At 65.6% G+C, this 13622-nt stretch carries 10 protein-coding genes and 1 other RNA gene; 8 read left to right on the top strand and 3 right to left on the bottom strand.

Features of this window, described 5'->3' with window-relative positions:
* Positions 1-62: 62 nt before the first annotated feature.
* Together BT108_RS03820 and BT108_RS03815 are read right to left on the bottom strand one after the other, a co-directional pair.
* Positions 63-1331, bottom strand: a complete 1269-nt coding sequence (locus BT108_RS03820; RefSeq protein ID WP_072293287.1) for a sialidase family protein — start codon at positions 1329-1331, stop codon at positions 63-65.
* Positions 1332-1480: 149 nt separating this feature from the next.
* Positions 1481-2725, bottom strand: coding sequence for a dicarboxylate/amino acid:cation symporter (locus BT108_RS03815; protein WP_072293221.1), 1245 nt, complete (start codon positions 2723-2725; stop codon positions 1481-1483).
* Between the two features lie 237 nt (positions 2726-2962).
* Here BT108_RS03815 and BT108_RS03810 point away from each other — a divergent pair, with 237 nt between their 5' ends.
* Positions 2963-3952: an MraY family glycosyltransferase gene (locus BT108_RS03810; RefSeq protein ID WP_072293220.1), complete on the top strand. Its 990-nt coding sequence runs from the start codon at positions 2963-2965 to the stop codon at positions 3950-3952.
* Between the two features lie 4 nt (positions 3953-3956).
* Positions 3957-5939 (top strand): polysaccharide biosynthesis protein, encoded by a 1983-nt coding sequence (locus tag BT108_RS03805; RefSeq protein WP_072293219.1) that lies wholly within the window; start codon positions 3957-3959, stop codon positions 5937-5939.
* On the opposite strand, the gene BT108_RS03800 is transcribed toward BT108_RS03805, so the two are convergent.
* On the bottom strand, positions 5924-7678 hold the full coding sequence (locus tag BT108_RS03800; RefSeq protein ID WP_072293286.1) for an ABC transporter ATP-binding protein: 1755 nt from the start codon (positions 7676-7678) through the stop codon (positions 5924-5926). The genes BT108_RS03805 and BT108_RS03800 overlap by 16 nt on opposite strands.
* Before the next feature lie 197 nt (positions 7679-7875).
* On the opposite strand from BT108_RS03800, the gene BT108_RS03795 reads away from it, so the two are divergent.
* From BT108_RS03795 to BT108_RS03770, 6 genes are all read left to right on the top strand, one after another.
* Entirely contained in the window at positions 7876-8076 is a 201-nt protein-coding gene (locus BT108_RS03795) for a hypothetical protein (protein WP_072293218.1), read from the top strand.
* The gene (locus tag BT108_RS03790; RefSeq protein WP_072293217.1) at positions 8073-8381 is read left to right on the top strand and encodes a cell division protein ZapA; all 309 of its coding nucleotides are present in this window, start codon (positions 8073-8075) and stop codon (positions 8379-8381) included. The genes BT108_RS03795 and BT108_RS03790 overlap by 4 nt, the downstream gene beginning before the upstream one ends.
* Positions 8382-8502: 121 nt before the next feature.
* Positions 8503-8682, top strand: a non-coding RNA gene (gene ssrS / locus BT108_RS03785) — 6S RNA.
* A 327-nt stretch (positions 8683-9009) separates the two neighbouring features.
* Positions 9010-10470: a catalase gene (locus BT108_RS03780; protein ID WP_072293216.1), complete on the top strand. Its 1461-nt coding sequence runs from the start codon at positions 9010-9012 to the stop codon at positions 10468-10470.
* Positions 10471-10637: 167 nt separating this feature from the next.
* Entirely contained in the window at positions 10638-11234 is a 597-nt protein-coding gene (locus tag BT108_RS03775; RefSeq protein ID WP_072293215.1) for a TetR family transcriptional regulator C-terminal domain-containing protein, read from the top strand.
* A gap of 67 nt (positions 11235-11301) precedes the next feature.
* Positions 11302-13092: a tetratricopeptide repeat protein gene (locus tag BT108_RS03770; protein WP_255369600.1), complete on the top strand. Its 1791-nt coding sequence runs from the start codon at positions 11302-11304 to the stop codon at positions 13090-13092.
* Positions 13093-13622: the final 530 nt, after the last annotated feature.

Raw genomic sequence — 13622 nt, 5'->3', positions numbered from 1 at the left:
TTTCTTGTTGTAGGGCTTGAGGAACGGACCCCCGGCTTCACGAGGCCGGGGAATCGGGAAAATCAGCTGCCGGTGGCAGTCTGCCCCGAAGAGGACTGGCGCGGTGGCGTGCCGGCCGCGAAACGATCGAACGACAGAACGCGCAGCCCCTCCTCCGCCGTGTTCCATACCAGCAATACCTTTCTTCCGCCGACCAGCAGGAGGGGATAGTCGGTCGCGCCGGCGGAATCCATCAGGCGCTGCGGCGCACTCCACGATACGCCGCCGTCGTTCGAGTACATCATCTGCGCGGAGTAGGCGCGCCCGTCGAACTCGCGCCAGGCGAGCAGCACGGTCTTGCCTTCCGCCGCCACCGCTGCGTGGTTGGCCTGGAAGGCAGGGTCGCCCAGGCGCATGGGGGCCGACCCCCAGTCGCCGTTCAGGCGCCTGTAGAACAGCCCCTGGCGCGCCTCGCCGCTGGTGAACCAGACGAGATGCAGCTGATCCTGACGATCCACCGCGATGCTCCCGCCGTTGTGAGGGCAGGCGTCGATCTTCCACTCGTCGTCGGTGGCGCGCCGCTGGCTTCCGTCCCGATCCAGATTCGCGAGGGCGAAGTCGCGCGTGTTGACGCCGAAGATGTTGCGCCAGAATGCGACAGGGCCCTCCTGCGTCCAGGTGAGTCCGATCCGGCAGCATTCGCAGGTGTGCGCCTGCAGCCTGCGGTTGGCGCCGAAGCTGGCGCCGTTGTCGCTGGAATGCGCGGTGTAGAGGGACACCCCGGTGAACGCCTCGTTCCGCTCCTTCGCCGCGTCGCGATCCCGTCCATCCAGCCAGGCCACGACCACCCTGCCCTGGCCGTCGATCGCCAGCGCATCGAAACGATGGCTGGTGACCCGGCCATCGTCGTTCAGGGTGATGGGGCGGGAGAAGGTGCGGCCTCCATCCAGCGAGCGCGAAAAGCGGACATTGCCCGCGTACTTCTGGGGCAGGGACTGGATCCAGGTGAGCAGGAGGGTGCCGTCGGAGGCGACCGCGAGCTTGGGACGGTTCTCGCCGTCGGCCGCGATGTCCTCGGGCTCGACCGTCACTGGCACGGGGGTGGAAAAGGTCTTTCCGTCGTCGTCGGAGCGGGAGACCAGCAATTGCCGGTTCTCCACCCTTGCCAGCCACAGGCGGCCTTCGGCATCCAGGGTGATTCCGACCCCCAGCGTAGCCTTGGCCGGCCGGGCTGTGGCGGAATCCTGGTCTTCCGCAGCGGGGTCGGGATGGTCGGCATGCGCCATCATCGCCCGGCCCAGCAGGAGGAGAAGAAGAACGACTGCGACGGGACCGACACGCCATTGCTGCATGGATTCCTCCATTGAATGCTACCCGGTCGGGAGGATAATCCATTTTTAGTGAAACGAGAATGCGACAAATTGTCGCACCCTGCCGCTTGCGGCGGAGGAAGAAGTCGTTCGCAGCGGAGACGCAGCCATGCGCGGCAATCGCCGCCGCGCTACGAACGGGGCTCCCCGATCCAGGCCTGCACCACCAGGCCGCCCACCATGTCGCCCTCGACGTTGACCGCCGTGCGAAAGGCGTCCAGCAACCGGTCGATGGGCAGCAGGATGGCGATGGCCTCCACCGGCAGCCCCACCGCCTGCAGCACCAGCGCCATCGTCACCATGCCGGCGCTGGGAATGCCGGGGGCACCCATCGCCCCCAGCATGGCGGTCACGAATACGACCATCTGCTGCACGGGGTCGAGCTCGATGCCCGCCAGGTTGGCGACGAACAGCGCCGCGGCGGCCTCGTACAGCGCGGTACCATCCATGTTGAGCGTGGCGCCGAGCGGCACCACGAATCCCGCGACATCGCGCCTGACGTGCAGGTGCTGTTCCGCGCAACGCAGAGTGACGGGCAGGGTGGCGGAACTGGAGCTGGTGGCGAAGGCCGTGATGAGTGCCTCGCGCGCGCCGCGCCAGAACCTGAGGGGCGACATGCCGGTTGCCAGGTACAGGATCAGCGGCAGCAGCACCACGCCATGCAGCAGCGTGGTACCCACCACCACGAGGATGAACTCCATCAGCACCGCGAGCAGATGGATATCCTGGGTAGCCGTCAGCTGCAGCAGCAGCGCCATGATGCCGAGCGGCGCGAGGCGCATGATCCAGCCCACCAGCATCAGTACCAGCTCCAGACATTCCTGCAGCAGCACGACGATGTTGGCGTAGCGCTGCCCGCCCACCACCAGCGCAATGCCGAGCAGCAGCGCGAACACCACCACCGCGAGGATATCGCCCTGGGCCAGGGCCGTGACGGGATTCTGGAACAGTGAATGCAGGAACTGGGCGAAGAAGTCCGGCAGGGACATCTGCCTGGCTTCGAAGCCCTGCATGGCATCCTGGAACATCGCCAGCGGGAGCCCCTTGCCCGGCTGGAACAGATTGGCGGCGGCCAGCCCCAGCATGGCCGCCAGGGCCATGGAAAAGACGAAGAACCCCAGGGTTGCCTGCCACACCCGGTGCATCTGCTGGTGCGCGCGCAGATTGGCGACCCCGACCGCGATGGAGGTGAATACCAGGGGCACCAATACCATCTTCAGCAGATCGATGAACAGCGTACCGATCAGCCCGGCCGCGTAGAGCCCGTTTTCCGCCAGGGAAGAATCCCTTCCGAGTCCCGATATTCCTGCGCCCAGCAGTATCCCGGCCAGCACACCGAGGAGTATCTGGGTATTGAGCGACATCCTCTTTTTCATCGACCGCTTCCGCATGCGGAAAATGGAGCGCGACTCCCCAAGACCCCGGCATATCCGGCGCAGAGCGCGCGGGCGTGGCCGCATGACGGCGCACCCGGCACTTCGGGGAAACCCGGTGCGCCGGCCATCCCCGCACGCCAACCGGTGGCGGCGCACCCTGGACAGCCCGCCTCCGGCACGCCGCCGGACATGACATTGGAACCCATCGCAAAGTATCTCGGGCAGTTATAATGGGTCATGACCGACGGATTTTTCCCTTCCACCGCCGTCTCACCGTTCATCGCGTTCGTCGTGACGTTCATCCTGATCCGATGGCTGACCGGAAGCACGGCTCCCCGGGTACTCGACCATGCCAATGACCGTTCCCTGCATACGGGCGCCGTACGCCGCAGCGGCGGGCTGGGCATGATGCTGGGCATCGCGGTTTCATGGATCGCCCTGCCGGTCGACCTGCCCGCCGCCATTCCCCTCGGCGTCGCGCTTCTGGCCCTGGTATCCCTGGCCGACGACGTGTCGGGCCTGCCCGTGCCGATACGGCTGCTGGCGCATGGCGCCGCCGCCGCGGGGTTCTCGCTGCTGCTGCTGGAGACGCACGGATGGGCGCTGGCGCTGCTGGTCGCACTGGCGATGGTATGGATGATCAATCTCTACAATTTCATGGATGGTTCGGACGGGCTCGCGGGCGGCATGGCGCTGATCGGCTTCGCCTGCTATGGCCTGATCGCCTGGCAGGCCGGGGATGCCTTCTTTGCCGCGGCCAATTTCTGCATCGCCGCAGCCGCTGCAGCTTTCCTGGTGTTCAATTTCCACCCCGCCCGCATCTTCATGGGCGACGCGGGCGCGATCCCGCTCGGATTCCTGGCCGGATCGCTCGGGGCGACAGGCTGGCTCACGGCGGTATGGCCCGCATGGCTGCCCGTGCTGGTCTTTTCCCCCTTCATCGCCGATGCATCCGTCACGCTCGCGAAACGCTGCCTCAAGGGCGAGAAATTCTGGCAGGCGCACCGCGCCCACTACTACCAGCGCCTGGTGCAGAGCGGCCTGGGGCATCGCAATACGGCATTGTTCGGCTATGCGCTGATGCTCGGCGCGAGCCTCAGCGCCCTGTGGGCGCTGCGCCAGGACTCCGCCGTCCAGGCGGGCGTCGGCGCCCTCTGGATCATCCTCTACCTGGGCATGATGCTCGCATCCGAACGGCGGCGGCCCGGATGCCGCACAGGGGACTGACGATATGACACGCTCCCGGCTCGGCATGCCCAATATACGCACAGTCATCGCGTTCGTCCACGACATCGCCGCCGCCGCGGCCGCCTGGGCGCTTGCCTACACCTTCCGATTCAATTTCGACATCCCGCCGCTGTACCAGCAGTCGCTGTTCCGCACCCTGCCCTGGATCCTGCCGGTGCACGCGGTGGCATTCCTCCGGTTCGGCCTGTATCGCGGCCTCTGGCACTACGCGAGCCTGCCCGACCTGCGGCGCATCCTGCTCGCGGTGCTGACGGCGGCCACGGCCGTACCCATGATGCTGCTCCTGCTGCAGATACATCGGGACATCCCGCGCACGGTGCTGCTGCTTGCACCCATCCTGCTGCTGTTCATCATGGGCGGCAGCCGTCTGGCATACCGTCTCTGGAAGGAGCACCGCCTCTATGGTCCAAAGAAGACCCAGGGCAACCTGGTACTGGTGCTGGGCGCCAACGACGGCGCGATCAGCCTGGTGAAGGAACTCAGCCGCAGCACGCAATGGTGCGTGGCCGGCCTGCTGGACGACGATCCCCGCAAGCGCGGCCTGATCCTGCATGGCTCCAAGGTGCTGGGCGGCATCAGCGACCTGCCCGCGCTCGCCAGGGAGCTGGACGTCGCGCACGCCATCATCGCCCTGCCCAGCGGGCCCGACCGCCGGCATGCCCGCCGCACCCGGGGCGGCGACCGCCGCCACCCCGACCGGCTCCACCGCGATCGCCGGCGCGCCCTGGAAGTATGCTCGTCCGCCGGCGTCAAGGCGCTGATCGCGCCTTCCTACGACGACCTGATCAGTGGAAAGGTCACAGTCTCGCAGATTCGCAACGTCGAACTCGAGGACCTGCTCAAGCGCGACCTGGTCGTGCTGGACGACGACAAGCTGAACGATCTGCTGGCGAGGAAGACGGTGCTGGTCACCGGCGCGGGCGGCTCGATCGGATCCGAATTATGCCGGCAGATCGCCAGGTTCGAGCCCCGCCGCCTGATACTGTTCGAACTGAACGAGTTCGCCCTGTACAAGGCCGAACAGGAATTCAGGGCCCACTTTCCCGATCTCTCCATGGTCTTCCTGATCGGCGACATCAAGGATCGCCACCGCGTGTCCCAGGCGCTCTCCCGCTACCGGCCCGCCCTCGTGTTCCATGCCGCGGCCTACAAGCACGTTCCCCTCATGGAACAGGAGAATGCCTGGCAGGCCATACTCAACAACGCATGGGGCACCTATGTCCTGGGACAGGCGGCGATCGAGCACGGCGTGGACAAGTTCGTGCTGATCTCGACCGACAAGGCCGTCAATCCCACGAATGTCATGGGCGCCAGCAAGCGCCTGGCCGAAATGATCTGCCAGGCGCTGCAGCAGCTGGCGCGGCAGGGCCGCCCCGAAGGGCAGGTGCGGCACACGTGCTTCGTCATGGTCCGCTTCGGCAACGTGCTGGGCAGCACCGGCAGCGTCATCCCCAAATTCCGCGAGCAGATCGCGAAAGGAGGACCGGTCACCGTGACCCATTCCGAGGTGACCCGCTACTTCATGTCCATCCCCGAAGCCGCCCAACTGGTACTGCAGGCGGGTTTGATGGGGGGCAGGGAAGGCGGCGGGGAAGTGTTCGTGCTGGACATGGGCGAGCCGATCAGGATCGCGGATCTCGCGCGCGACATGATACGCCTGTCGGGCCTGGACGAGGAGGATGTCAAGATCGTCTACAATGGCCTGCGCCCCGGCGAGAAGCTGTACGAACAGCCCCTGGCGGAGGATGAGGATACCCTGCCGACGCCGCACGCCAAGCTGCGGATCGCGCAGCCGCGGCAGGCCGATGCGCAATGGCTGGGACAGCTGGTGGAATGGATGGATCGGCATCCGGTGCTGGACGACCGGACGGTCAGGGAAGAGCTGGCACAGTGGGTGCCGGAGTACCGGCCCCAGGCGAACGACGCCGTTCCGCCGGAACATGGAATCAATCAGACGAAGGCCTGAACGAGCCCGGCGTAGATTCCCCGGCGGGCGAGCAATCCGTGGTGGTCCCCGGTTTCGGCGATGCGTCCCTCCTGCAGGACCACGATGCGATCCGCTCCTTCCGCCGTGGACAGGCGATGGGCGACGACCAGCGCGGTGCGTCCCCGCATCAGGGTTTCGAGCGCCGCCTGCACGTGCTGATTGGTCTCGAAATCCAGGGTTCGCGGCGTTTCATTCACCAGCACGATGGGTGGATTCTTCAGCAGGGCCCGTGCGATGGCGATGCGCAGCCGCTGTCCGCCGGTCAGCGCCACGCCCCCCTCGCCCACCATCGTCTGCAATCCCTGCGGCATCTCCCGTATGAACTCCGTGGCCCGGGCGGCCTGCACTGCCGCGATGATCCGGGCTTCGGTCTCGAACCCCATGGCGCCATACGCGATGTTCGCCGCCACGGTGTCGTCGAACAGCATGGTGTCCTCGGAGACGAGGGCGATGTTGGCGTGCAGGCTTGCCAGATCGATATCCGCCAGGTCGCGCCCGTCCAGCCATATCCTGCCCGCCGTCGGAACGATGAAACGCGGCACCAGATTCATCAGGATATTCTTGTCGGCCGCCGAAGCGCCCGCCAGTGCGACGGTTTCTCCCGGACGGATCGCCAGCGTGATGTCGCGCACGCCGTGCGGGGCAAAACCGGGAGCAATGCTGGAGGCACCCCGATGAAAGCTGACCGCGTCGAATCGCAGCTCCCCCTGCGCGCGCCCGATGACGATGCTGCCGCCCCCCGCGTCGGCCCGTGCGCCGGTATTCCGGTGCAGCAGCGCAAGCACGCCGGCCGCAGCCGCCTGTCCCTCCCTCCAGGATATCCATGCAGCAGCGATGCGCTGCAACGACATGCCCAGCATCAGCGTCGCCACGACGACGGAAACAATGCCCCCCGCCGTGATCTCGCGCACGGGGATCCACCGTGCGGCCTCATACATCATGGCCGCCAGCGCGGTGGCGGCCATCAGCTGGTACAGCGGGAAATGCACCGCCCCGACGCCTGCCCGCTTCATGCCCTGGACATGCGCGTGCCGGGCGGCCGTCCTCATGCGGCGGGCTTCATGCTCCCTGCCCCCGTACAGGGCGATCACCCTGTGATTCCGCATGGCCTCCCGGAAGATGCGGCCCAGATCGTTCTCCGCCTGCCGCATCCGGGTCTCGGCGCGACGCAGCCGCCGGCCGCTCCATCGCGCCACCAGCGATCCCGTGATCGCCAGCGCCAAGGCCGGCGCTGCCAGCCTCCAGTCGAGATAGAACATCCAGACCAGCAATCCGGCCACCGTCAGCGCATCCCTCGCCAGCGCCGCGGCAAGATCGATCAATGCGCGAAAGAAGCCGGAGACTTCGGAGGCAGGCCGGACGGCCGGGCCGCCATCCTGTGGATCGGCACCATGGCAAGGCTCCAGCGCCAGCACTCTGTCGAACAGGTCCGCCTGCAAATCCATGGCGGCCCGGCCGCATGCCCAGTGCATCGCCCAGGTGCCGGCATACGAGGCTACGCCCCGCACGGCGATCAGCCCAATGAACGCCGGCAGAATCCACTGCACTGCTTCACCGCTCCTCCCGACCAGGACGTCATCCAGCAGCGGCACCACCAGCATCGCGATCGGGAGCGTCAGGACCGCCGTCGCGGCCATGCCCGCCAGTCCCAGCACGAACACCTCCCAGTAGGGTGCGATGTACTTCGTCAGGCGCAGGCTGGACAGGCGGCTACCCATGGCGTGTGGCACGTGTCGAATGACGGGGAAAAAGCGGAACCGGAAGACTGTATCAGCGTCGGCGCGGCGAGGCAACGCATCCATTCCGCCGGGATACCGCGGATGCATGACGGCGCGACCGGGCAAACCTGGAAACGGCATTCGGGCAGCGCTCCCGGCAGTTGACTCAGCAAGGATTCCCGCACTATAGTGAACCGATGGAATCCGAGCTCGCCATCCTGGAAGAAAAGATTCATCAATTCGTGCAGCTGTGCCAGCAGCTGCGCTCCGAAAACGCCCGTCTGCGCCAGCAGCTGGCGGCGGCGACCACCGAGAACCGGGGTCTGATGGAAAAGATCGATACCGCGGCGAACCGGCTGGAAGCGCTGCTGGTGCACATCCCTGCAGGCGAGGAATGAAGACCTCCACCGCCTTGAACGTCGCCATCCTGGGTCGTGAATTCCGCGTCACCTGTCCCGAGGACGAGCGCGAGGAACTGCTGCAGGCGGTCGCCTATCTCGACGAGCGGATGCGCAGCATCCGGGATACCGGGAAGGTGGTGGGCACCGAACGCATCGCCATCATGGCCGCACTCAACATCACCCACGAACTGCTCGCCTCCAGGAAGAAAGGAGGCTTTGACATGGAGGCATTTAAGCGTAGAATCGTCCACATGCAAATGGCGCTCGATGCCGCGATGCCGACGCAGGACAGGCTGCTCTAGTTCCGGAACCCGAGCGGCGGGTCGTGGCAAGCTTTCCGGCGCCCGCGCGACCGGTTTTACCGCTCCAGCCAGGGAGGTGGCCGCAGCAACGCGGCATCGACCATGGTGAAAGCGGAAGCGTTGTTCCCTGCGGTGTTCGTCTAGACTTATATTCTTTGAACCAACTTTTTGAGAATCGGTTGCAAACCAGTATGACGCTGTTGTGCGCACCCTTCATGGGAGCGCCTGATGCGTCCGGGAAGTGACCACCTTGGACCCTGAGGTTCAAGATAATCAGTCTGACGGCATCTGCGGGGACCTTATCCACGGATAAAAAGAGCGGCATGGCCGCTCTTTTTCGTTTCCGGGACGCATTCATTGCGAGCCGAGGATCTCCCCCCACCATCCCGCCACGGCACTGCCGCCCTTGCAGCCGTCATTCGAACGCGGCCCTTTCCGGCTCCTCCGGCTTCGCCCATAATCGGGATTCGACGGCCCGGCGGGTGCCGCCTGCGGCAGCATCGTGCGCGCAACCTGCCGGGAGAACCCGGACCAGATAAAAATTTCAGGCATCCCGCCCCCGGCGAGGTTGCAAACGGATAGCACCGGACCTGACGGATTCCTATCTCAACCGGCAAGGAGAACGATCATGAGCAATGACAAGAAGCTGACCACCAACGCGGGCGCGCCCGTCCCCGACAACCAGAACATCATGACCGCCGGCGCGCGCGGCCCGGCGCTGCTCCAGGACGTGTGGTTCCTGGAGAAGCTCGCCCACTTCGACCGCGAGGTGATCCCCGAGCGGCGCATGCACGCCAAGGGATCGGGCGCCTACGGCACCTTCACCGTCACGCACGACATCACCCGCTACACGCGCGCGCGGATATTCTCCGCAGTCGGCAAGAAAACGGAACTGTTCGCACGCTTCACCACGGTGGCGGGAGAGCGCGGAGCCGCCGATGCGGAGCGCGACATCCGGGGCTTCGCGCTGAAGTTCTACACCGAGGAGGGAAACTGGGATCTGGTGGGCAACAATACGCCCGTGTTCTTCCTGCGGGACCCGCTCAAGTTCCCGGATCTGAACCACGCGGTCAAGCGCGATCCGCGCACCAACCTGCGCAGCGCGCGCAACAACTGGGACTTCTGGAGCTCGCTCCCGGAAGCCTTGCACCAGGTCACCATCGTCATGAGCGACCGCGGCATTCCCGCCAGCTACCGCCACATGCACGGATTCGGCAGCCACACCTTCAGCCTCGTCAGCGCGGCGGGAGAACGCCACTGGGTCAAGTTCCATTTCCGCACGCAGCAGGGCATACGCAACCTCACCGACGCACAGGCGGAGGCCATCATCGGCAAGGATCGCGAAAGCCACCAGCGCGACCTGTACGAGAGCATCGAGAAGGGCGATTTCCCGAAGTGGACGCTCTTCATCCAGGTCATGCCGGAAAAGGATGCCGCCACGTGCCCGTACCACCCGTTCGACCTCACCAAGGTGTGGCCGCACGGAGACTATCCCCTGATCGAGGTAGGCGTGATGGAGCTCAACCGCAATCCGGAGAACTTCTTCGCCGAAGTGGAGCAGTCCGCCTTCAACCCGGCGAACGTCGTGCCGGGCATCGGCTTCTCCCCCGACAAGATGCTGCAGGGCCGCCTGTTCTCGTACGGAGACGCGCAGCGCTACCGCCTGGGCGTCAACCATCACCTCATCCCGGTGAATGCGGCCCGCTGCCCCTTCCACAGCTATCACCGGGACGGCGCCATGCGAGTGGACGGCAACCACGGCTCCACCCTGGGCTACGAGCCCAACAGCTACGGGGAGTGGCGGCAGCAGCCGGATTTCGCGGAACCGCCATTGGACCTGGAAGGCGCCGCCGGCCACTGGAACCACCGCGTGGACGAGGACTACTACTCCCAGCCCGGCAACCTCTTCCGCCTCATGGCGCCGGAGCAGCGGCAGGCCCTGTTCGAGAACACGGCGCGTTCGATCGGCGGCGCTCCGCGGGACATCCAGCTGCGCCACATCGGCCATTGCCTGAAAGCCGATCCTGCCTATGGGCGGGGCGTCGCCGAGGCGCTGGGCATTCCTCCGGACGAACCTGAAGGGCCGTAAACTTCCCTGGCCGGGGAACGCGCGCCCGGAAAGCGGCCGGCGCAGGCGCGGCACCGGCTCGACGGCCCGCCCGCCGCGCTGTCCGGGAAACGGGATCGACCTGCTCCCTGCAGCGATCACCCGGTTGACATTTGACGATCCAAGACGACCGGTCGTATAATGCTGCCATGCCGAAACTTGCCAGAAAGGAAGCCAACAGAGAGCGCCTGCTGGATCAGGGCTTGGACATGCTCATGCGGCAAGGCTATCACGGGACCGGGCTGCAGGAGATCCTGGACGCGACAGGGATCCCCAAGGGCTCGTTCTACAACTATTTCGACAGCAAGGAAGACTTCGGGGCGAGTGTCATCGAGCACTACATCGACCCGTTCATCGTTCGGCTGACCGCCCACCTGAAGCGTTCCGAAGGCGACGCGCTCGGAGCCATACGGCGCTACTTCGACGAGCTCATCGCCGAATTCGAGCGCGATGGATTCAATGGCGGCTGCCTGCTGGGCAACCTGATGGGCGAGATCGGCGACACCAGCCCCCTGTGCCGGAAATCCCTCCACGCAGCGCTCGACCGCTACCGTGCCCTGCTGGCGTCCGGCCTGGCGCTCGCGCAGCAGCAGGGCGCCGTGAGAACGGACAGATCCGCGACGGACATGGCGGATTTGCTGATCAACACCTGGCAGGGAGCCCTGCTGAGGGGAAAAATCGAAAGATCGGGAACACCGGCCAGACAGTGCTGCGCGAATCTGCTCGACGATTTCTTCAAGGCCTGAGAATCCCCTTCTTCATTTTCCATTCATCGGATTGGCCCTATTTTCAATCGAGCGCGAGGAGGCACGGATGACAGGCGATACCGTCGCACACGGAATTCCACAAGGATGGGTCATTTCCATCATGCAGGCGTCGACCTCCATCCCATGGTGGTGTCGCCTCTTCGCCGTTCTCCTGGCGGAGACGGCGCTCCTTGCCTGCCCCGGAGCGGCAATGGCCGACAACCATGCGGTGTCCCCGCCGGGTCAGCACCGGCACTACGAGGCGTCGGAAATGGCGGCCCAGCCGGGGCCGGACGGGCAGGTCGCGCCGCGCCTGCAGAACCTCGGCGTCCACGTATTCCCGGTGAGCACGCAACACGCAGGGGCGCAGCTGTTCATCAACCAGGGCATCAACCTGGCTTACGGCTTCAACCATGCCGAGGCCCTGCGCGCCTTCCGCGAGGCCGCGCGGCTCGATCCCGCCCTGGCGATCGCCTACTGGGGCCAGGCTTTGGTGCTCGGTCCCAACATCAACGCGGCCATGGATCCGCAAGATGAGCCGCGCGCGCTGGAGCTGGCGCGCAAGGCGGCATCGCTGGCAGCGGCCGCGCCGGACAGGGAACGCGCGCTGATCGGCGCGCTGGAAAAGCGCTATTCCGGCAGGGCGGAAGATCGCGCAAGCAACGACAGGGCCTACGCGGAGGCGATGCGGGCGGTGCACGAGCGCTTCCCGGACGATCCCGACGTGGCGATGCTCTACGTGGAATCGATGATGGATATGCGCCCCTGGGGATACTGGATGCGGGACGGGCGGCCCCACGAGGGCACCGCCGAGATCGTGGCCCTCACCGAGCAGGTGCTGCGCGGCCATCCGGCCCATCCCGCCGCCCTGCACATGTACATCCACCTGATGGAACCGACGCCCACGCCGGAGCGCGCCGAGCGCGCGGCCGACGCGCTCCTGCCGCTGATGCCGGCGGCGGGCCACATGATACACATGCCGTCGCACATCTACCAGCGGGTGGGAAGGTATGCGGATTCCATGCGCAGCAACCAGCTGGCGATCGCCGCCGACGAGGACTATATCGCCCAGTGCCGCGCGCAAGGGTTGTACCCCATGGCGTACTACCCGCACAACATCCACTTTCTCTGGTTTGCGGCGACGGCGGGCGGGCAGAGCCGGATAGCGATCCAGGCCGCCCGTGACATCGCCGCCAAGATAGACGACGCCGCGCTGGAGGAGATGCCGTTGACGGCCGTATTCCGGATGGTGCCGTATTGGGCGTATGCTCGATTCGGGTACTGGCAGGAGATCCTGGAAGAACCCGCGCCCCCGTCCACCAACCTGTTCCTGAAGGGCAGCTGGCACTACGTGCGCGGCCTCGCCTTCGTCGCGACCGAGAGGCTGCGGCAGGCGGAGCAGGAACTGGCCGCCCTGCGGGAGCTCATGCAGGATCCTGCGCTGGATTTTCCCCTGTTTTCGAAAAACACCTCGCGCGGCGTACTGAGCGTCGCCCCCGAGGTGCTCGCCGGCGAGATCGCCGCCGCGCGCGGCGAATTCGACGCCGCCATCAGCCACCTCGAACGCGCCGTCCGCCTCGAGGACGGGCTGGTCTACACCGAGCCCGCCGAATGGCATTTCCCGCCCCGGCTCGCCCTGGGGGCCATCCTGCTGCAGGCGGGGCATCCGGCCGAGGCGGAGACGGTCTATTGGGAGGATCTGCGCCGCAACCGCGACAGCGGCTGGGCCCTTTTCGGATTGATGCAGGCCCTGCGCGCGCAAAAAAAGGATCCGGAGGCAGCCATCATCGAGGCGCGCTTCAGGAAGGCCTGGGAGCACGCCGACGTGACGCTCGCGGCGTCGCGCATGGGACGGTAGGCGCGCCGACAAGCGCCACTGCCGCCTGGCGCAGCCATGCCCTGGCTTGCATCACTACTTCCGTCGCTAACGGCTGTTCGATCGGTGTAACGCGCGCACGGGCTTGGTGCAACCGGACACGAGGAACAATCCCCAAATAGTCCCCGGTTGGCGGCCCCCGGGCCGCCACCACCTTTACAGCCCGGCCAGTTCTTGCTGAACCCCGAGTGGATACGACGTCACGCGCAGCTCATAACAGATAAACAATCAATAACACCGTTGCCGGCACGCCCAGCAGCCAAGCGATCAAATACCTGCCCATGATGACCTCCTGAAAAAGCTCCAGATATTCCGCATCGAACGTTGTGCATGAATACAAAGCAATTCTAGGCCACGGGTTTGCGCTTCTTCTGTGCGGCACCGTACCAGGGGAGTCGTCTCGCCGCGCTTCGCTCTCCGGGAGATTTCCTTGATTTTACGGACAAATTAAAGACTGACTATTACCGGCACCTGGCAGAAAAAAGGCAACAGTAGAAACCTAACTTAAACCA

Source organism: Nitrosovibrio sp. Nv17 (assembly GCF_900119085.1).
Classification (GTDB): Bacteria; Pseudomonadota; Gammaproteobacteria; order Burkholderiales; family Nitrosomonadaceae; genus Nitrosospira.
The sequence above is the reverse complement of the archived record's forward strand: the minus strand, read 5'-3'. Positions and strand labels throughout refer to the sequence as shown.

Excerpts from the sequence above, each read along its gene's own strand:
- BT108_RS03770 (WP_255369600.1), top strand. The coding sequence starts at position 11,302 with ATGACAGGCGATACCGTCGCACACGGAATTCCACAAGGATGGGTCATT.
- BT108_RS03780 (WP_072293216.1), top strand. The coding sequence starts at position 9,010 with ATGAGCAATGACAAGAAGCTGACCACCAACGCGGGCGCGCCCGTCCCC.
- BT108_RS03790 (WP_072293217.1), top strand. The coding sequence starts at position 8,073 with ATGAAGACCTCCACCGCCTTGAACGTCGCCATCCTGGGTCGTGAATTC.
- BT108_RS03795 (WP_072293218.1), top strand. The coding sequence starts at position 7,876 with ATGGAATCCGAGCTCGCCATCCTGGAAGAAAAGATTCATCAATTCGTG.
- BT108_RS03775 (WP_072293215.1), top strand. The coding sequence starts at position 10,638 with ATGCCGAAACTTGCCAGAAAGGAAGCCAACAGAGAGCGCCTGCTGGAT.
- BT108_RS03805 (WP_072293219.1), top strand. The coding sequence starts at position 3,957 with ATGACACGCTCCCGGCTCGGCATGCCCAATATACGCACAGTCATCGCG.
- BT108_RS03800 (WP_072293286.1), bottom strand. The coding sequence starts at position 7,678 with ATGGGTAGCCGCCTGTCCAGCCTGCGCCTGACGAAGTACATCGCACCC.
- BT108_RS03820 (WP_072293287.1), bottom strand. The coding sequence starts at position 1,331 with ATGCAGCAATGGCGTGTCGGTCCCGTCGCAGTCGTTCTTCTTCTCCTC.
- BT108_RS03815 (WP_072293221.1), bottom strand. The coding sequence starts at position 2,725 with ATGAAAAAGAGGATGTCGCTCAATACCCAGATACTCCTCGGTGTGCTG.
- BT108_RS03810 (WP_072293220.1), top strand. The coding sequence starts at position 2,963 with ATGACCGACGGATTTTTCCCTTCCACCGCCGTCTCACCGTTCATCGCG.